Source organism: Sphingomonas larreae (assembly GCF_051400595.1).
GTDB lineage: Bacteria > Pseudomonadota > Alphaproteobacteria > Sphingomonadales > Sphingomonadaceae > Sphingomonas.
Genome location: NZ_JBLFFI010000005.1, coordinates 86,927 through 105,487, shown reverse-complemented (window position 1 = coordinate 105,487; position 18,561 = coordinate 86,927). Strand labels below are relative to the sequence as shown.

Below are 18,561 nucleotides of genomic sequence, written 5' to 3'. Positions count from 1 at the left end.
CATGCTTTTGCTCAAACGGCTGAAGGACAAGCGGCTGGCGGACTACAGCTCGCTGCTCGCCTATGCGCGCAAGGCCGTCTCGGGGGGCGACGTGCTGTTCCTGCCCTCGCTCAACTTCCTGTTCCTGCTCGGGCTGGTCATCTACCATCCGAAAACAGACTCGTTCGAATATGTTGGCCTGAATGAAGCCGTCTAAGCTCTACACCGATCAACCGGATCGCTTCGCGGCGATCGAGTTTACGCCCGAGCTCAACGTGGTGCTCGCCGAGATCCGCCTGCCGGAGAACCAAAACCGCGATACGCACAACCTGGGCAAGACGACGCTAGGTCGGCTGCTCGATTTCGGCTACCTCGCTGGCAGGGACCCCAAATTCTTCCTGTACCGGCATGAGGACCGCTTCGCAGATTTCGTGTTCTTCCTCGAGATCGAACTGCTCGACGGCACCTACGTGACCGTGCGTCGCGGTGTCGCCGACCAAAGCCGGATCGCCTTCAAGAAGCACGCCGCTCGCCACCAGGATTTTTCCGACCTCGCCGAGCGCGAGTGGGATCATGTGAATGTGCCATTCGAGCGGGCAAGGGAGCTTCTCGACAGCTATCTGGACTGGCGGGCGCTCAAGCCATGGCGCTACCGCAAAGGCCTCGGCTATTTCCTTCGATCGCAAGAGGATTTCGGCGACGTCTTCCAACTACGACGATTCGCGAACTCGCATGCCGACTGGAAGCCGTTCCTGGCCCACATCCTCGGGTTCGATGCGGCGCTGATCAGCCAACATTACGCCAAAGAGTCAGAACTGATGGACCTGGAAGCGAAGTCCGTCACCATCCGGCAGGAGCTCGGTGGCGGAGATATCGAGGATGCGGGCAAGATCGATGGCATCCTTCTGTTGAAAACGCAGGAGGTCGAGAAGAAGCAGGCGCTGCTCGATGGCTTCGATTTCCGTAGCGAAGACAAATCCGAAACCAAGATGCTCGTCGACAAAGTGGACGAGCGGATCGCCGTGCTGAACGCGCGCCGCTATTCGCTGATGGCCAACCGCAAGAAGATCGTGGCTTCGCTGCAGGACGACCAGATTCTCTTCAACCCCGACGAGGCCGCCGAGTTGTTTGAGGAGGCAGGCGTGCTCTTCGGCGGGCAGATCAAGCGCGACTTCCAGCAGCTGATCGAATTCAACAAGGCGATCACCGAGGAGCGCCAAGGCTATTTGGTCGAGGAGCGCGCCGACATCGACGCCGAGCTGAAGGCGGTGAACGCCGAACTCAACACCGCCGGCAAACGCCGGGCCGAGATGCTTGCCTTCCTGAGCGAGACGGACACCTTCGCCAAATACCGCCGCTTCACCAGCGAGCTGGTTACCTTGCGCGCGGACATCCAGTCGCTCCAGCGTCAACGGGATTTCGTCCACCGCCTGCAGCAGCTGCGCACCGATATTCGTTCGCTGCAGGAGGAAAAGATCCACCTGCAGAGCGCTATCGAGGCCGATGTCGAGACAAAGAGCGCGAGTCCTGACAGCCTGTTCTCAGCGATCCGGCTCTACTTCAACGAGATCGTCGAGGAGGTCATTGATAGTAAGGCCCTGCTCAACGTCTCAGTCAACCGGCTGGGGCATCTCGAGTTCAAGGCCGAACTACTCGACGAGGCTGGAAACGCCACCAGCGCCGATCGCGGCCACAGCTACCGAAAGCTGCTCTGCGTCGCGTTCGATCTGGCGCTAATCCGAGCGCACCTGGGCGAGGCCTTCCCACGCTTCGCCTATCATGACGGAGTGCTGGAATCGCTCGACGACCGCAAGAAGGAGCTGCTGATCTCCGTGCTGCGGCGCTACACCGGGATGGGGATCCAATCGATCGCCACGCTGATCGATTCCGATCTGCCGAAGCGCCCGGCCGACCAGCCATTCTTCGAAAAGGAGGAAATTGTGCTGCTGCTCCATGATGAGGGCGAAAGCGGCCGGCTGTTCAAAATGGCGCCCTGGTAACGGGCGATCACCGTTCGCCTGCTGACGCGAGTTCAGATTGGCAGCCGTGCGCCAAACTTGTTCGCGATCAGTATTTCCAGCCTGAAGACCAACATCAGCTGGATGAACAGCCGGGAGCTGCGCGCCAGATAGGCCGCGTAGCTGATGTTCTCGGCGTCGGCCTGTGCACCCTTGCCGGCGCGATACTCAATCAGGCCCGATGCCCGGTCGAATGTCATGCCACCGTGGTGCGACGCATTGCGCAGCCGATTGTCGAACTCGGCTGCGACCGCCGAAAGCGCCGGATTGTCGCCGAAGGCGCGCGTGCGGCCGGCTTTGTCGGTCGACCGGTACTTCTCGAATGTGATCGATGCCAGTTGGTCGAACGGGCGGTCCTCGATCAAATTGTTAATCGCGGTCAGGATCTCCACGTTGTCGCCAAAGGCTTCGAAAGCATTGCCGTAAAACATTCGCGTCAGGTCGAAGTTCGACGACGCGGCGACGTGGCCGTTGTCAACGGGAATGTCGGAGGCGACGAGCTGATGGACCTGCGAGAATTCGGAAAAGGCCCCGAGATAAGCCTTGCATATCTCGAAGTAGCGGCGGCTATGCGCCGTGCTGAGTTCGGTATCGTAAAACGCGACAAAGCGCCGAAAGTCGGCCTTCTGGACCGCCACGCGAAGCTGCTCAAACAATCCTTCCCAGAGCCGTTCGAAATAAGGACGCGTCAGGTCGCCGATAAACTGGAAAAGCCAGTCCTGGATGGACGTCGGTGTGTCCTCATAGCCGGCGGTGCTGACGAAGGAGTCAATCCGCTTTTGCGCCAGTTCCGCCTTGCCGTTTCGGGATAGGGACCAAGCCGCACGCAACGGCGGCCATTCCTCGGTGACACGAGCGCGCTCCGGCAATTCAGGGCGAGGTGGAAGCTCCCCTGGCAGCCCTACCCTTGCGCGTGCCTCGAGCATGGCGCCCACGAGCTTGCTACCAAGCTCGACGCTAGGAAAGGCATCGGCGCGTCCGATGTCCTCCTTTGTGAATACGAAGCTCGGGTGAAGATTGACGACGGGCCCACTATCATCATGCGTGGCCCTAGTGGCATTCGGACCAAACGTCATGCCAACCTTGTCTTCGAGCGTGATCCCCATTTCCTGCCCGCAATTCCGGCACTCGAAATGGTGCGCCTGGATCGGCTCACCACTCATCCCGATGCGCAGCACGTGGACGGTTCCGCACTCATCGCATGAAGCATATTCTCGAACGATCATGCTTCAGCCGATAAATGGTGCAGACTGCAAGGTCACTAGCTTGATGGAACTGCCTTCACGCGGGTGAACGGACGACCGCAGTTCGGCGAGGCAATTATGGGTTTGGCGTCCGGGATTGGGCGTGAGCGGCCGTTTGCCGACGGTCCGAGCTCGTTGCTGTCGCAGCGGGTCCATGGGCGCAAGAGGCACGAGGTCAGCGTTGTCGTCACACGGCGCTGCTCAGCGCACCAAGCTGAGGCAGGCACCCATTGATGACGCACCGGCGGGAACGGACGCATTGATCGGTACATCGTCCTCGCGCTACTCGCCGGAGGAGTTCGTCGGGCCCATCTTGCCCGCAAGCTCACGATTTCCCGTGCCAACGTCTACGGCTTTGACCAGGAGAGCGGCGATCGGCTTCTCGCGAGTTAGGATCAGGATCGATGACGTGGTATCAATCGCTAATAGTTGCCGTCCTCAGCGGCGTGTCCGCAAGCCTCGCGACTATGTGGCTTTCCTTAAAGCGATTTTACAGGGAGCGGTGGTGGCAAAGACGTTTCGACGGCTGTGCAGCGGTCATAGAGGCGATCCACGATATGCAGCGCCTATCGGAGATACACTGGCGTGAGACCTTCCTAAAATCCAGATATGATGAAGATTGGCGAAAACGGGCTTCAGATCGCGGCGCTGACGCTTCTCGCTTATTGAGACGCTACGCCGACCTTGGCGAACTAGCCTTGCCTCCTGAGGTCGCGAGATTGCTTTCGTCCTACGTCGCAGAGACAGATCGAAGCCGTGAGCAGAGCCATCCGGACTCTTACGAAGAGATGATTGAGGAGGACAAGGATCGCGAGGAACGTCTGCTTCTAGCAATTGTGCCTGCAGCGATGAAGGGGCTGGGCCTTTCACGGTGGCAGCTGTTCGGAGACGAGTGAACGTCACCTTCCCGTTTGCGAAGGTAGCGTCTTGGTATCCTTGGTCACGCCCTTAGCCGGATGGATCTCGTTATGTTCCTGCGCGCCCGCGTCTTAGGGAACCGGTCAGTGGTGAAATCGACGGAGGGACCATAAGCACGTTAGCCAACCTCCTGACGCTAATCACACGAGATAGTCATCAACTGAGAAGGATAAGGGGAGACAAGCTTGCTGAGCTCCTCCCAGGGTGCGGTCAACCAGCGATCGTAATCGTCGTCGTGCAGGATCACCGGCATGGCTTTAGGGTGGATAGGGGCCACGATCGCGTTCGGCTCAGTCGTCAGAAATCCATAGGCGTTGCCGCGCTCAGTTGGCCGCCAGATGCCCGCGAACGCGAAGATCGGGCGGCTCGGCACGTCGAACCAGTGCAGCGGCTTCTTGCCGTCCTCCCCGGGCGCGATCCCGTACTCGGAGAACGACGTGACCGGCACGAGGCAGCGACGCGCCGGCGTGGTCAACATCGATCGCCAGAAGCTCGAATTGAGGTTCCGGACGTTGGTCACGTACTTCGTCAGCTTCACCGCTGGATCGCGTTTGCTGGGCACCTGGGTCGGTACGCCCCACTCCATGCGCTCGAGGCGGCGATCGTCGCCGTCCTTCACGATCACAGCACCGTAGAAGGGCGTCTTGTTGCCCGTCGGGAAGATGTCACCGACGGGGAAAGTTTCATCGGGTTCATAGGGCGGCCGGATGCCGAACGTCGCCATCACCTCGGCCTGCTTGGCCGTGAGCCGATAGATGGGATGATTGCGGTCCACACTCTTCGACGCGCACCGTTGATCTGGGCCGGCATGGGGCCGGCAGACGCGGAGTGGTGCCATGTTGCAGTATGTTGGGCTCGACGTCTCGCTGGCCGAGGTGGCGATCTGTGTGGTCGACGAGGATGGAACGATCGAGTTTGAAGGCACGGCGCCTTCCGAACCCGACGCCATCGCCGACTGGCTGCTCGAACGCGACGTTCATCCTGAGAAGGTCGGCCTGGAGATCGGTGGCTTGGCGCGCTGGCTGTACGCCGAGCTGACCGCCCGTGGGCTGCCCATGATCTGCATCGACCCGCGCCGACTTCGCGCGCTGACCAAGACCATGCCGGTGAAGACCGATCGAAATGACGCGCGTGCCATCGCTCAGGTGATCCGCGTCGGCTGGTATCGCCCGGTCCACATCAAGAGCCCGGTAGATCAGGAGCTGCGGATGCTGCTCGCCAACCGCAAGACCCTTCTGGTCAAGTACGGCGACATCGAGAACGAGGTTCGCGGTACACTCCGCGCCTTCGGGCTGAAGCTGTCAGGGCGGATCGCGTCGCGGCAGTTCGAGCAGCGTGCCATGGAGCTGGTCGAGAACCGACCGAGGCTCGCGGCCATGGTGAGGCCCATGCTCATCGCGCGATCCGCGCTTCGCGAGCAGTCCGCCGTGCTGCACAAGATGCTGCTCGATGCGGTCGCCCGTGACGACACCTGCCGACGCCTCATGACCGTGCCGGGCGTTGGCGCGGTCACGGCTGTCACCTTTCTCGCTGTCATTGACGACCCAAGCCGCTTCCAGCACCCGCGCGACGTAGGTGCTCACCTCGGCATGACGCCGAGGAAGTATGCCAGCGGCGAGACGGATCGGAACGGCTCGATCTCCAAAACAGGCGACGCACTGATGCGCACGACGCTTTACCAGGCGTCGCTGGCGCTGCTTACGCGATCGAAGCGGCGGTCGACGCTGAAGGCGTGGGGCATGGCCGTCGCGAAGCGGCGCGGGCTGCGCAGGGCCATCGTGGCAGTCGCGCGCAAGCTGGCGATCGTCATGCATCGCATTTGGACGGACGGCACTGAGTTCCGGTGGACGCGTGAGGAAGCCGTCGCATGACGGGCTGACCTCCACACCACCTTCACCAGCTCCGCCGCAAGGCGGGGGCAGCCGAGAGAACGAGGTCGAGGCGACTGCGCTGTAATCGGAGTGCCACCAGAGCCCGTCCAAGATAGATAGCAGCCCTCGATCAGCCATCGAACGACCCATAATGAGGCGGCTTCGCGCCGACCTCGAACACAAGCTCGAACCTCGGAATGCCCAACCATCGCGCTGAGATCAGGTCCTCACCTGGTCACGCCGTTGTGCGCGTGCGGTCTAAGATGACAAGGAATGGTGGACTGCGAATAGTCAGCTTTTAGCTGCAAGTCCTTTCCTTGGGACATTCCGTTAACGAGATCAAGCGATCGACAATGATCTCCTGTCCCGACATCCCCATGTGGCCATAGTTTCCGGGGAACATAGTCTTGCGGCCAATAAACTCGATGAGCGCCGTTCTTCCGCCCTGCTGCCATTTGTGACCTAGTTTAGCGCGCTCGACATCAAGCCAGATTGTAGCTGCAATAGCTCGGTCCGCTTCCTTCCTCCATTCGGAGGTTCCTGGGCTACTGCTTGGCCATTCGGGCGCCTCCGTTCCCTCCGGTATGAACTGCTGGCCCTCAAACGCGTCGATCCAAGTGCCACGGTAGCGGCGTGCAGGTTCCATCTTGTAGCATTGATCTGTAGGCAGCGATCCGATCACTCCGGTATCGATATGATACGTGCAGGGTGCTTTCCGTATCAAACGGCCGTCGTGACGGTAACAACCACGGCCCACGTCAGCCTCGGCGCATGCCTTCGTGAGCAGGCGTGCGCGCTGCTGGTCTTCTGCGCGTGCAAACACTTCGGGCTTTGGGAGAGTAAACTGCCCAAGTGCGGGAGGGCTGATCGCCAATGTCGCACAGCCCAAAGCTATACTAAGGCGAGTTCCTAACATGCCCGTCTCCCCCTACTGGGCGCTCTCGTAGACAGGTGCCTGCTCCTGCAGTTTACAGGCATGCTGCCGTTGGCGCCAACGCCCCAAGTGGGCGCCTATCGACAGGCCGCTTTTCGCTTGTGGCGGGGACCGCAATCACACAACCGATTGCACATCCGCGCCTCCTAAAGGCGCCGGCGAGCTAACCCGCCGGCGCGTATGCGTCAGAGCTTGTCCTTCAGGCCCTTCGCGGCCGTGAACGCGACCTTCTTGGACGCCGCGATGGTCATGGTCTCGCCGGTCGCTGGGTTGCGGCCCTCGCGCTCCGGACGATCCTTGACGGTGAACTTGCCGAACCCATTGATCGAGACCTCTTCGCCCTTCGCGGCCGCAGCCGCGATCTGGTCGAACACCGCGGTAATCGTCTTCTTCGCGTCCGCCTCGCTCGTACCCGTCGCAGCCGCGACGCCCTTGGCCAGCTCACCAACGTTCATGGTAATCGTACCTCCCTGAAAAACGAAGCGAACCATACTCATGCCGGATGTTGAGGCAACGATCGTGCTGGACGATGCCAGCACCAACGCGATCCGGCTGATGCTCTCGAAGCTGGAAGAGCACGACGTCGCGGCCATTTTCGAGATGGTCGAGGCACCGGTCCGATCGGCGGCCTACCGAAGAGGCGATGAAGGATCGCAATGTGGATCTATAATCACTAGCTCGATCCAGAGCGGCAGGGGAGGGGGCGCTCGGTCGGACGGAGAGCTATGATGGTAGATCGTAGGAAGCGGCCGCAGGGCGGCGCCGAGGTCCTCGTCTTCCTTGACCATCACCGGCTTGCTCACACCCCAGACCATTATGCCTTCGCCCACGAGTACCTGAGCGGCGAGGACACGCAGCTGCGGGAGCGGATCGACGGCGGTGTCCGCCTGACCGAAGAGCAGGTCCTGCAGCTACGGCCTGCCGCGCCCGCGAACGTTCTCTGGATATACAACAAAGAGGAAAAAAGAGGGCGGGCTTAGGCCCGCCCCAAAGCAGTCTACGTTATAGCTAGATCTAAGCGCGGCGGTTTACGCACCTATGTTGAACGAGTGGGGTTGTCAGATGAACGGCTGGATATCCCAACCGCTGGGAACGGAGAAGGAAAAGCTGTCATCCACTTGAAATGAGACCTGATCGGACCTCCAAAGTTCATAGCTTCCGCCGCCAGATTGAACGATGATATCCGCTAAGCGATCTCCATCGTAATAGCCGACCTGAGCGACGCGGCCACCTTCTACTGCCTTGGAGAAGGATTGATCAACGACGAACCCACTAGCTTGAGATCGCGCGACGGTTATTGAGCCGCCAGCCTCAAGAAGCAGATCATCCTTCCTGTCACCGTCGAAATCGCCTACTCCAAGGACCTTGCTGCTGAAAGAAAGGTCTGTGACAATCGCGCCTTGCTTATAACTTACATCGTTTCCCGAAAACCAAACCTGGATGCCACCAAGTGAGTTCTGCCAAACAATGTCCGCCCTATCGTCGGAATTGAAGTCGCCTTCAGCGGCAAACCTCCACTCAGGAGCAACAAGAGCTTGATTGCTATCATCAGGCGTAAAGCTTTTTCCGTTGCCGAGCCATGAGGCAAATCGCCCGTCTTGGTTCCGCCAAGCGAGATCCGAGAGGCCGTCACCATTAAAATCCGCCGAGCCAATCAAGTTCCAATCTAAGGATACATTGGCATAAAAGTTACTGTCGTTCGAGCTAAAGCCTATTCCGGTGGACAGCCAGTTTGCTGTGTGTCCCTCCGTTGAGCGCCAAAGAATGTCGCCTTTACCATCGCCATTGAAGTCGGCAACGTCTATAACCTGCCAGCTAGAAACAACATTAGTATAAAAAGCCGCATCATTGATCACGTAGCCGCTTCCGCTCGACGTCCATTTCGTAACGTCGCCAGCGAAGTTTCTCCAAAGAATATCGCTTTTGCCGTCGCCATCAAAGTCGTTCGAGGGATTTTGAGGGCGCGACAAGGCTAGGAGATCGGTACCTGCCCAGATTGTTCCATCGGCGAAGCGCACCTGCTCAATGGCGAAGGTGGGTTCGCTGAGCATGTTCGTGATGGTGATCTGGTCCGTGGTGCCGCGGATGCGCAGCGCGAGGTCACTGGCCGACAGCTGCACGACCTCGATGTCGTCGGGGCTGATGCCCTCGCCGAACTCGATGCGGTCGTTGCCGCCATGGATCAGATCCTGGAACTGGTTTCGACCGCCATAATCCTCGAGGCGGTCCTGTCCGTCGCCGCGGGCAAAGCGGTAGACATCGTCACCAGCGCCACCACCAAGGATGTCGTTGCCCGTCCCGCCGGTCAGGATATCTGCTCCAGGGTTGGCATATAGCGTATCATCGCCGGTCCCGCCGGAGAGGATATCCGCGTCGCCGCTGCCGAACATCGTGTCGTTGCCCGCTCCGCCGTCGATGTTCGAGGCGGTATAGCCGGAGTAGACCAGGTCGTTGTCACCGGTCGTCGTCTGTGAGCGCACGACAACATCACGGTAGCTCCACGTGGTTCCATCGGCGAAGCGCACCTGCTCAATGGCGAAGGTGGGTTCGCTGAGCATGTTCGTGATGGTGATCTGGTCCGTGGTGCCGCGGATGCGCAGCGCGAGGTCACTGGCCGACAGCTGCACGACCTCGATGTCGTCGGGGCTGATGCCCTCGCCGAACTCGATGCGGTCGTTGCCGCCATGGATCAGATCCTGGAACTGGTTTCGACCGCCATAATCCTCGAGGCGGTCCTGTCCGTCGCCGCGGGCAAAGCGGTAGACATCGTCACCAGCGCCGCCACCAAGGATGTCGTTGCCGCGGCCGCCTGTCACGACATCATTACCGCCTCGGGCGTCAATTATGTCAGGAGTGTCAGCGGCGATCAGCACGTCCGAATAATGACTACCCCATACGTTCCCACCCAGGTGGGCCTCAGCCTCGGCCGCCGCAGACAGGATTTGAGCCAAGGATGATTTAGTTCCATTGGCAAAAAGAAACTCCGAAATCATCATTGACCTGTCATCGAAGGCCGCCTTTGTTTTGATAGAACCAGATTTACCCAAAACGTAGATAGTTAGGTCTCTACCCGAACTTCTATCAATGCTAAAATGCAAGTCATCCCTGCGAACGTCATCTGAAAACCGGAGTTGGTTGTATCCGCTGCCTTGACCGAGCAGCTCGTCGGTCCCCTCGCTATGAGACCAGAAGTAAAGATCATTTCCGTCGGACTCGACGAAAACATCAGTGCCTTCGTTTCCAGAGAGGATATCGTCACCTAGACCTCCATCGATGATGTCGTCTCCGGCTCCGCCCTCTACGAAGTCATCTCCGCCACCGGCGACGATATGGTCATTGCCACCCAAGCCCGAGATTGCCTGCCCGCCATTCCAGCCTACTACCCGATCATCATCCGAAGTTGCTTCGCTCGCCAGGGCGAGCGTTCGGATGTCCTTACTGATTAAAACTGTCCCATCCGCAAACGAAATCTTCTCAACCACCGGATGTCCGGCGCTATCAAATGCATTAGCTATAAGTACGGAGCCATACTTGCCCGCTAGTAACAAAGTGTTTTCAGTTCTAATGTACTTAATTGCGATTTCGGAGAAACTGGTGTCCCAAAAGGCAAGTTCGTCTGAACCGCCGTTATCCACTAAGATGGAATTACCGTTGAGCTTGTCGACCACAATTATTGAATCGGAGCTGTTAGCTAAGATTCGATCCGAGCCCCCGCCTGTTACCACCATTGCCGACCCCGAGAGCGACAGCGCATCGTCAGCCGCGGTGCCATTAAGCGCATGCCTCATGGTGTCGATTGAAAACGCCTTGTTGCCCGTAGCGATACGGAAGGCTTGCCGAAGCATCGACTCGCGATCCGGATCAGGGGACATCTGGTCCGATAATTGCCACAGCCAAACATCATTGTCGTACTGCGCTTGTAGTCTCTCCCACGAAAGCTCAATAGGTGTTGACCGGAGGTCACCGAGTTTTTCGGCTAGCAACGTCGAGAGGTCACCTGAGTATGCGCCGTCAAGTACGTTGTAGCTTACCTTGGACAGGCCCTTTGCAAGCGGTCCGATCGCGTCGATAGCATCCGCGAAATCGTCCGCATGTTTAGTCGCGATACCAGCGATCTCCTGCTCGGTCGCGCTGGATACGTTCGGACCAAAGGTGGCAATCAAATCTTGGGCGATTGTCACCGCGGTAGCTCGCGCTGGCGCGATGCCAACTTGCATTAAGAATTGCATTGCAAGCTTTGCAACAAACAAGTCGCAAAGATAAAGAAAGTTTGGCTCTGTAAGGTCGGCGCGAGTCAGCTCCTCTCCAATAAAGCGCTCTACCGTGTTGACCATCAACGCAGCGTCATCTTCGCCTTGAGCGCCAGCCCACCCGGCCAAGAAGAGCGCGAACGGAGACAAGACGAACGGTGCGTGTGGATCGCTAGAACGGCCTCCAGCGACAAGCTCGGTTAGCGTCTCGGCGCGGCCGAACTGTGCAGCAGCCGCTTTCAGAGCACTCAAATTGGATTCGCTCCGTGCTGCCCATTCCCACAAGGATGGAACCCGACCCGACCCGGGAAGGTCTGGAAGCGCCAGCATCTCGTTCGACACAATTGTTCCGGGTGGCAAAGGAGAACCGACCGTTGCGTCTGTCGCTAAGGCCACGCTATAGGCGTCGCTAACCCGGCCAGTGTTGAATAAAATCTCGCCCTTGTTTATAACAAGGCTGTCACCGACAGAAGCATTAACAGGAGACACAGCTACGCTAACAGATCTAACGCCGACTTTCTCTAGAGAAAGCAACTCGCTGTCGGCGGCAACGCCATCTGCGTTCGCATCAATCCAGACACGAAGATCAGAGAATACCTGATCATTTGAGTCGATTTTGCCGTCGCCATTTTGATCAAATGTGGACAAGCTCGCGAAAGCATCTGAAGGGCCTGCGCCAAAGAGGTCGACCGCGCTTGCGATCACGCCATCCTTATCGAGATCCGCAACTAAGATACCGTCGGATGGTTCAAACCAGCTTACCTTCTCACGGACGCCATCGTTCCCGAAGTCATAATAGGCATTAGAAAAGTTAAGTGATGTCAGATTTGCGCCGTTCCCGTTTAGATCTATAACAATCGGGTCGCGCAACCTAGCAAAGTACTTTCTTAGGTCACCCAAGTCCAGTCGTCCCCCAAACCGGATTCCCGATGAGAGGTTGTCCTGTCCTAACGGAAAGTTTAAATCCAGATCGGCCTGTCCAACGGGACCATGAGAAGAGTGCCATCCGCCTCCGATGAAAGCCTTGCCCTTGCCGACATTGTATGGTGTTTTGACGTTGAGGCCTACGCCGCCCAGCATGTTCCAATTGCCTTTGAGATCCTGACCGTACCTCAAGGTGAAACCATCAATTGATACAGAGGCTCCTACGCCGCCGCTTAGGTCGCCGCTGGGATTATTTTCATTGAACCCAATGCTAAACGAGAAGAGGCCGATACCAATCTCGTACTTGCGGCTGCTGAAGTTCTCTCTCAATCCCCAGTAAGTAGTCATATCTTTTCCCCCGTTAGGCCAATACAACGCTTTAGCATGTTCGTGTTTGTAGCTGCAGGTAGCTCCAGCTGATCCGCTGTGATTCCTTCGGAAGCGGAGGTTAATCCAGCACTAAAAATGCAATCTAAGACGTCGTTTGATCGAGCCTTAAATCGAACACCTTTGATATCACTTCGATATGCGTATCGGATGACCGAGCCTGTCTTAACCAGAATACGGGTATTGGTAACTATGTACTCGGAGCGTGCTATTGTTTTCAAGCGCCATAGGAGAGAGTACAATGTAATAGAGGCAAGGAGAGCAAAGAAGGCGTAAAATCCAGAGCCTGGAGTGGAGCCTGAGTATAGCGAGGTAAGCACACCTAAAACTAAAAACAGTGCTACAGGAGTGATCGATTGGATAAGACAGTACTTGGTGTATTCGTGCCTGTCCGGATGGCATCGCCACTCTATAGACTCATCACTGTGAAGGAATGAGTCATGGGGAGCGCCTAACCGTTCCGTCTGTATCTTCGACATGATGGCCTGCTAACTCTTGCTTAATAATAATTAACAATATTCTCATTCATGGCTGTTTTTAGGGTGGCGTAAGCGTTCCTCGTGCCAGCAATCAAGATGCATCTGCACTCGCTGTAGCTTTTTGTTTCCTGTGTTGTAGATTTGCAAGGTGGCTGGTCGTGTGGAGAAGCCGCCAATGGTCAGGATCCATCGACGTGATGCGAGAGTCGTGGGTTGCCGAGAGGCATCTGCTTGGTTAACTGCGGGAACCCCTGCTAGATCACTTAGCGATTAGGTATCCCGCATCCCTTTGACGGATAAGGCGTAACGATGTCGTGCTGGATGGCGGCATCATCGCAGCCCTCCGACACATGCTCTCGAAGCTCGCCAACGAGGACATCGCGTATGTGCTTGAAATCGCCGCAGGGTAGGGATCGATCAGCTCTCTCGCGATTGAGCGGGTGAGGCTGCGCAATACGCCGATCGGGATCGTTAATGCCGCTGAGCCTCTCGCCCTCGTCGCGGCGCGGTTGCGATAAGCCGAACTTTGCCGGCTTGACCGACACGACCTTCTGGCCGACCACCGTGCTGAGCTTGCCCGTAACAGTCGACTTCAGGTGCTTGGCGTCGATCTCCATGCCCTCGAGCGTGAAGAACTGGCTCATGCTGGAGCCGCGCTGCTCACTGACGATCTTGAGGAGGTCGGCCTTGATGGCGCCCTGCGCCTTGGGAGAGACGATCGCGAGGACCGACTTCATCCAATAATCGAGGCTGCCCGGCGACCGGTTGAGCGTCAGCACCGCGGTGTCGCGGGTGACCAGCTCGAGATACTCGCGCGACACGCCCGAGCTGGAGACCGTCACCGGCGATCCGAGGACCGGCTGCAGGACAATCTCGCGACTGCGCGTCGCCGACATGAGTAGCAGAAGCGCGACGGCGCCGGCCAGCACGAGGGCGGTCATGCCGAGGAGATTGCGCTGGCGAAGGACGCGCTGGCTCTGCGCGTGCTGGTAGGAGAAATCCATGTCAGCCCACCATCAGTCGGAGGTAGGAAGGTGGCGTGGCCTTGAGCGACGGGAACCCGCCGGGCAGGTGCCAGTACGCCAGGTGGATCAGCCACGAAGTCGCCCGTCCCGCCTTTGCACGGCGCAGTGCCCACCATCCCAAGATGGCCAAGCCAATCCCGATGACGATGTGTTGGGACAGGATCCCCCAGGTGAAGGGGATGACCATCGCGAGGAACTCGTCCAGCGTCCAAAAGCCGATGAGCTCAGGATCGTCGAGGTGCGATGGGATCACGTACTTGTCGGCTGACATCACGCCACCTTCAGTGACGGCGCCGGCGGAGCTGCTATCTCCGCCGGCCCCGGGTCGAGTCAGATTGTGGCGGTGACGGTCGAGGTGACGATCGGAACGCCAGTGCCGGCGCCGACGCCCACGCCGACCGGGATTGCGACCTGGCCGAGCGAGAAGCGGCCCGAGGCGAGGCCGACGACACCACCGGCCAGCGACAGGACGGTGATGATCTTGCCGCCCGAACCCTCGAGAAAGCCGGTGAAGGCATCCAGCGCGGTGTTGAACGTGCCGTCGGCACCGGCGAAGGCCGGCGAGGCCATCACGGCCGCCGCGGCCGCGACGCCGAGAGTGGCCAGCGCGGCCGTCTCGGCGCGACGTCCCATCTTGAGAAGGGTCTTCATAACAGAGTCTCCTTTGACTGAGCGCATTTCAGCGCGCCCAAAGGAAGGCTGGCTTGGCGTTAGGCAGGCTCGCAACAACGAACGCCGCGGAACCCTGTCGTGGCCGGTTTATTGAACTGCTCGGCTCAAATTTCCTCCTTCGCTTTGAGGCGCTGACCCATATCTGGGTCAGGATAGCCCGGATGTGGGTCAGCGTGGCTCACATGTGGGCCAAATTGGCTCGGATCTGAGCCACGCCCATCGGGACGCGATTAAGGGTGGAATCAGCTCGTTGCCTCACGTGAAATCGACAGGAGACATGCGTGGGAGGCTGCGCAACGCCGTTGATGAGCGTAGGGGGTACTTTCAGGGGGCCAGCTCGGGATCGGAACCTGAGCAGCTTGGGAAAAGGGATGAGGCGCGAAGATGTCGGCCGGGGAAAGAGAGTGCAAATTCAAGGTTTCCGACTACTACTTCCGGCTGACGACCGAAGGTGTGCGCCTTTTCTCTAACAAAACCTGCGTTCATCAAACCTTTAGGCAGGTAGTGGACGAGCGTGCCGAGTGCGCCAAGTCATTGCCGGATTTTTACACGGCTGAAGATATGAAAGAGCACTTGGCCATCATACCATCCGAGGGAAACATCGAGTTCGAGTTCACTATCTTTGAGACCAGTGCTGCCTCGATTGAATCGGCAGCTGAAATCCTTAAGGAAGCTCTTGGTGCTTCAGTGGCCTTCAGTGATACCGTATCCTTACTCCTGTACGACCTGGTTGTGGAGGAAAACAAGACAGAGGTGCTCACAAAACTCGGCCTTACCGCCGAAGCCGCTTCGCGATACAAGAAATCGCTCAAGAGAACCAAAACGAATGTTTTTCCGATCCGGTAGCTAAGAGCGCTAAGCGCCTGAATAGGTTAAAATGACGTTTGCGGCAGGTTTGCAAACCCGGCTGATGTGGTTATCCCTGTACGCGGTCATCCGGGAGGGATAGGCAAATGGAGGTACTTCAGCACGAAGTCGACCCGCCGTCGAGTAGACCCTACACGATCGCGGACTTCATTGTCTCGAAAATGAACACTATTGGCGTCAGTCAACGAAGTTTGGCAGCGCGCACCGGGTACAGCCGCAGCCGTATTAACCGCATTTTGAGGGAAGGGGATCGGCTCCCAATCACTATGGTCGAGGCTCAAGCGATCCTCGCCTCGCTCGGCGTCGGCGAGCTTGAAGCTGCGCTTGCACAGGAAGTGATCCGGGACAAGGCTCCGGTCACAAGCCGAGAAATGGAGGTAGTCGTAAGCCTCATCGCCGTTGTATTCGGCGGCCTCGCGACGAAAATAGCCTCGCTTGTGGACGTCGTCGAAGGGCTGGAGTTTGGTGATATTCGCCGCGAGCATGGCTTGAAGGTGCAGAAGGCCATCTTCGAGATGCTGAAGGACCTCTACACTGACCTCATGCAGCGCAAAGACGACCGCATTGATCATACCAGATACTAGTCCAACATCTTAAGTTGGCCAGAGAATGCCGCGCTAGCAGAGTTTCTTTTCTGAACTCATCGGCACGATAATAGCGGGTCGAGGGGTACGCTGCTCGCCTTATTGAGGCCAGCGCAGACCGTACATGCGAAAAGCACCGGCGCATAGCGATTGGCCGTCTCTCGTGTTGGAGCCAAACCGGTTTCCTCCGCTGGTTAGGATATCCGGCGCAGCGTCCCAGAACCGGCGTGATTAGGTGACCTACGCGGAGTTCGATAGATCGGGTTCCTCAGAACGCGGCGGCGTTCAGCAAGGCGAGTCCCGGGAGCGTAGCCAACAGAGTTCCCAAAAGCACGACGAGCACTCGCATCCCAGCTGTCGACGCCGAGCAGGGTTCCCAAAAGCACGAGGCCGAATCGAAGCGCCATGCGACTCGGTGCGGGGCACAGTTCCTAAAGGCACGAGTCGGCGACTGGACTGGGTTCCCAAAAGCACGTGTGCCCGTCGAGACGCGGTTCCTGAAAGCACGAGCCGCTCCCGGACAGGGTTCTCAAAAGCACGAACAAAAGTAGCACACGGTTCCTAAAAGCACGAAACTCGCTTGGCGACGGCCAAGTGCGCTGCCGCTAACTTCGACTTCCGCGAGATTTCCCGCGATCAGCACCTCGCTGCCGTCCGCTTGGCCGGTAAAACCGAAGATAAAGAGGAGACCCGTGCAAACAAGAAAGGCCCGACACTAGGCGGGCTTTCCGAGAAGTCGCTAGGAGGCGTGTGGCAACTCTTCCTTAGCCGGCTGCTCCCGACATCGCAACGCCACCGCGCGCCGGTTCGCGCCACCGCTTTGCTTGTCCGCACGGGCTCCCGTCAGGGAGAACCGAATGACCGCTTGCGCCCAACGCCCAGGGGCGGGCCTGCGCCGCTTCGATCAGCACAACGCCGCCGCGTTGGCCGTTGCTGACCAATTTTCTGGCCTAGAAAAGGACACCACGCCGGCGCACGTCCTTTCTGCGATGAAACGGGCCGCCGTCTATCTTGGCTTCCCAAATCGCGTTGTTCAGGTAATCGACCTGATGTTCAGCTGGTCGATGCCTCAGGACTGGCGTGCCGGGCACATTCCAACCGTCTGGCCGCGCAACGATAAGCTGTCACACTTGCTCGGCATCTCAGTTCGCCAGGTCCAAAAAATCCTCAACAAGGCGCAAGAGCTCGGTCTCGTCACCTTTCGAGACAGCCCCAACGGCAACCGCGGCGGTCACCGCGACCGGAATGGTAACATCGTCTGGGCTTACGGCATCATCCTCAGCCCGTTGGGAGCCCGGTATCGCGAGTTTCTCGAAGTCGCCGCCCGAGGCGCTGCCGAGGACAAGCGCATTGACGAGCTCGCCCGACGCCTAGCTTCGGCCCGACGCGGCATTCGTTCGATAGCGCAGACCGCGCTCGACGTGGCGTATCGCGGCTTCAGACCGGAGGACGAGATCGCGCTGGCACGCATGGCGGCCGAACGGATCAGAGGCAGCCGTGACATTCCGATGATCGAAGCTTGCGTCCAGCAGCTTGAGGAACGTCGGCGTGCTCTCGAGACTGCTCTCCACGAGGCTCTAGCCGGACAAACGACGTCTCCGAATCCGGATAAAAATTCATGGCCGGATGATCCGGATGACACCCTTTCTACAACTACAACCCAACTCCAATCTGCTATCGCAGACCACAGTAACGGCTTAGCGATGAAGAGTAGTGAAGATTACGACGTCCGCCTCGCCCAGCCTCAGACCGAAGTGGAAAGCGACCTCGAGAAACACGGTGTCGATCCGATCTTCATCCGGGAGGCGGCGCCCGAGCTACTCCAATCGCTCGATTACGCGCCGGCGACGTGGGGCAACGTGATCGCGCTGGCCGAGCGTCTAAGCGGTCAGCACCGGATCGCCTCATCGGCATGGCGTGACGCCTGCCGCGTGATGGGGCAGCGCGGCGCAGCGGCCGCGGTGATCGCGACCGTCGAAAAGTACCGGTCCGGGGAGGTGTTGCAACCCGGCGCGTACCTGCGCGGCATGACCAAGAAGGCGACGAACGCCGAACTCCGGCTAGGGAAGACCATGTTCGGCCTGAAAGACCGAACACGAAGCGACGGTATGCGCTCGCTTGCCGCCGGCGCTCCCGAAGGAAGCATCGGACTGATCGCGAATCGGTTGCTCCGCCGCGCGACGGAAGCTCGCCGACCGGATTCGTCGCGGTAACGTGAACACAGTCCGGGACGGCCGCGATAGGGTTCCTAAAAGCACGAGCCACCAGCAGTTCTCGAGCGTCTGGGAGCGCTGCAGCCCTCGCGATATTGCCGTTCCTCACGGAAAACGGCCAAATTCCCTCGTGCTTTTGGGAACCGTGTCTGCCCGCCGAGGAGACGGCCCCCCGACACGCCGCGGCCAATCACCG

15 protein-coding genes and 1 pseudogene are annotated in these 18,561 nt (G+C 58.8%); 8 read left to right on the top strand and 8 right to left on the bottom strand.

Annotated elements, in window-relative coordinates:
• The first annotated feature begins 1 nt into the window (after position 1).
• On the top strand, positions 2-196 hold the full coding sequence (locus ACMGDM_RS16910) for an ABC-three component system middle component 8 (RefSeq protein WP_436805298.1): 195 nt from the start codon (positions 2-4) through the stop codon (positions 194-196).
• Positions 183-1,979: a DUF2326 domain-containing protein gene (locus ACMGDM_RS16905; RefSeq protein ID WP_436805297.1), complete on the top strand. Its 1,797-nt coding sequence runs from the start codon at positions 183-185 to the stop codon at positions 1,977-1,979. Before ACMGDM_RS16910 ends, ACMGDM_RS16905 begins: the two co-directional genes overlap by 14 nt.
• 32 nt (positions 1,980-2,011) lie before the next feature.
• Here the strand turns inward: ACMGDM_RS16905 and ACMGDM_RS16900 are convergent, their stop codons facing one another.
• On the bottom strand, positions 2,012-3,223 hold the full coding sequence (locus ACMGDM_RS16900; RefSeq protein WP_436805296.1) for a hypothetical protein: 1,212 nt from the start codon (positions 3,221-3,223) through the stop codon (positions 2,012-2,014).
• 422 nt (positions 3,224-3,645) lie between these two features.
• On the opposite strand from ACMGDM_RS16900, the gene ACMGDM_RS16895 reads away from it, so the two are divergent.
• Entirely contained in the window at positions 3,646-4,137 is a 492-nt protein-coding gene (locus ACMGDM_RS16895) for a hypothetical protein (protein WP_436805295.1), read from the top strand.
• Positions 4,138-4,295: 158 nt separating this feature from the next.
• Here the strand turns inward: ACMGDM_RS16895 and ACMGDM_RS16890 are convergent, their stop codons facing one another.
• Positions 4,296-4,997: an SOS response-associated peptidase gene (locus ACMGDM_RS16890; RefSeq protein ID WP_436805294.1), complete on the bottom strand. Its 702-nt coding sequence runs from the start codon at positions 4,995-4,997 to the stop codon at positions 4,296-4,298.
• On the opposite strand from ACMGDM_RS16890, the gene ACMGDM_RS16885 reads away from it, so the two are divergent.
• Positions 4,996-6,030 (top strand): IS110 family RNA-guided transposase, encoded by a 1,035-nt coding sequence (locus ACMGDM_RS16885; RefSeq protein ID WP_436805293.1) that lies wholly within the window; start codon positions 4,996-4,998, stop codon positions 6,028-6,030. The genes ACMGDM_RS16890 and ACMGDM_RS16885 overlap by 2 nt on opposite strands.
• Positions 6,031-6,328: 298 nt before the next feature.
• Here ACMGDM_RS16885 and ACMGDM_RS16880 read toward each other — a convergent pair whose 3' ends face one another.
• Together ACMGDM_RS16880 and ACMGDM_RS16875 are read right to left on the bottom strand one after the other, a co-directional pair.
• Positions 6,329-6,712, bottom strand: a complete 384-nt coding sequence (locus ACMGDM_RS16880; RefSeq protein ID WP_436805292.1) for a hypothetical protein — start codon at positions 6,710-6,712, stop codon at positions 6,329-6,331.
• Between the two features lie 437 nt (positions 6,713-7,149).
• Positions 7,150-7,419: an HU family DNA-binding protein gene (locus ACMGDM_RS16875; protein ID WP_183925468.1), complete on the bottom strand. Its 270-nt coding sequence runs from the start codon at positions 7,417-7,419 to the stop codon at positions 7,150-7,152.
• Between the two features lie 270 nt (positions 7,420-7,689).
• On the opposite strand from ACMGDM_RS16875, the gene ACMGDM_RS16870 reads away from it, so the two are divergent.
• Complete coding sequence (locus tag ACMGDM_RS16870; RefSeq protein ID WP_436805291.1) at positions 7,690-7,944, top strand: hypothetical protein; 255 nt, start codon at positions 7,690-7,692, stop codon at positions 7,942-7,944.
• A 78-nt stretch (positions 7,945-8,022) separates the two neighbouring features.
• On the opposite strand, the gene ACMGDM_RS16865 is transcribed toward ACMGDM_RS16870, so the two are convergent.
• The 4 genes and pseudogenes from ACMGDM_RS16865 to ACMGDM_RS16850 all read right to left on the bottom strand — a co-directional run bounded on the left by ACMGDM_RS16865 (position 8,023) and on the right by ACMGDM_RS16850 (position 14,680).
• Positions 8,023-12,486, bottom strand: coding sequence for an SPM autocatalytic domain-containing protein (locus tag ACMGDM_RS16865; protein WP_436805290.1), 4,464 nt, complete (start codon positions 12,484-12,486; stop codon positions 8,023-8,025).
• A gap of 1,039 nt (positions 12,487-13,525) precedes the next feature.
• Positions 13,526-14,008: pseudogene (locus tag ACMGDM_RS16860) on the bottom strand (type IV conjugative transfer system protein TraE); the annotation flags it as partial.
• Between the two features lies 1 nt (position 14,009).
• Positions 14,010-14,300, bottom strand: coding sequence for a type IV conjugative transfer system protein TraL (gene traL, locus ACMGDM_RS16855; protein WP_183926451.1), 291 nt, complete (start codon positions 14,298-14,300; stop codon positions 14,010-14,012).
• Between the two features lie 59 nt (positions 14,301-14,359).
• On the bottom strand, positions 14,360-14,680 hold the full coding sequence (locus ACMGDM_RS16850) for a TrbC/VirB2 family protein (RefSeq protein ID WP_436805289.1): 321 nt from the start codon (positions 14,678-14,680) through the stop codon (positions 14,360-14,362).
• Between the two features lie 405 nt (positions 14,681-15,085).
• Here ACMGDM_RS16850 and ACMGDM_RS16845 point away from each other — a divergent pair, with 405 nt between their 5' ends.
• From ACMGDM_RS16845 to repC, 3 genes are all read left to right on the top strand, one after another.
• A complete protein-coding gene (locus tag ACMGDM_RS16845; protein ID WP_436805288.1) occupies positions 15,086-15,547 on the top strand; it encodes a hypothetical protein in 462 nt (153 codons plus the stop codon).
• A 107-nt stretch (positions 15,548-15,654) separates the two neighbouring features.
• Positions 15,655-16,152, top strand: coding sequence for a hypothetical protein (locus tag ACMGDM_RS16840; RefSeq protein WP_436805287.1), 498 nt, complete (start codon positions 15,655-15,657; stop codon positions 16,150-16,152).
• Between the two features lie 857 nt (positions 16,153-17,009).
• Positions 17,010-18,365, top strand: coding sequence for a plasmid replication protein RepC (repC, locus tag ACMGDM_RS16835; protein WP_436805286.1), 1,356 nt, complete (start codon positions 17,010-17,012; stop codon positions 18,363-18,365).
• The last annotated feature ends 196 nt before the right edge of the window (positions 18,366-18,561 follow it).

Bases quoted from the DNA above. Each gene is read 5' to 3' on its own strand.
- ACMGDM_RS16910 (WP_436805298.1), top strand. From the start codon at position 2: ATGCTTTTGCTCAAACGGCTGAAGGACAAGCGGCTGGCGGACTACAGC.
- ACMGDM_RS16905 (WP_436805297.1), top strand. From the start codon at position 183: ATGAAGCCGTCTAAGCTCTACACCGATCAACCGGATCGCTTCGCGGCG.
- ACMGDM_RS16900 (WP_436805296.1), bottom strand. From the start codon at position 3,223: ATGATCGTTCGAGAATATGCTTCATGCGATGAGTGCGGAACCGTCCAC.
- ACMGDM_RS16895 (WP_436805295.1), top strand. From the start codon at position 3,646: ATGACGTGGTATCAATCGCTAATAGTTGCCGTCCTCAGCGGCGTGTCC.
- ACMGDM_RS16885 (WP_436805293.1), top strand. From the start codon at position 4,996: ATGTTGCAGTATGTTGGGCTCGACGTCTCGCTGGCCGAGGTGGCGATC.
- ACMGDM_RS16890 (WP_436805294.1), bottom strand. From the start codon at position 4,997: ATGGCACCACTCCGCGTCTGCCGGCCCCATGCCGGCCCAGATCAACGG.
- ACMGDM_RS16875 (WP_183925468.1), bottom strand. From the start codon at position 7,419: ATGAACGTTGGTGAGCTGGCCAAGGGCGTCGCGGCTGCGACGGGTACG.
- ACMGDM_RS16870 (WP_436805291.1), top strand. From the start codon at position 7,690: ATGATGGTAGATCGTAGGAAGCGGCCGCAGGGCGGCGCCGAGGTCCTC.
- ACMGDM_RS16865 (WP_436805290.1), bottom strand. From the start codon at position 12,486: ATGACTACTTACTGGGGATTGAGAGAGAACTTCAGCAGCCGCAAGTAC.
- traL (WP_183926451.1), bottom strand. From the start codon at position 14,300: ATGTCAGCCGACAAGTACGTGATCCCATCGCACCTCGACGATCCTGAG.
- ACMGDM_RS16850 (WP_436805289.1), bottom strand. From the start codon at position 14,680: ATGAAGACCCTTCTCAAGATGGGACGTCGCGCCGAGACGGCCGCGCTG.
- ACMGDM_RS16845 (WP_436805288.1), top strand. From the start codon at position 15,086: ATGTCGGCCGGGGAAAGAGAGTGCAAATTCAAGGTTTCCGACTACTAC.
- ACMGDM_RS16840 (WP_436805287.1), top strand. From the start codon at position 15,655: ATGGAGGTACTTCAGCACGAAGTCGACCCGCCGTCGAGTAGACCCTAC.
- repC (WP_436805286.1), top strand. From the start codon at position 17,010: ATGACCGCTTGCGCCCAACGCCCAGGGGCGGGCCTGCGCCGCTTCGAT.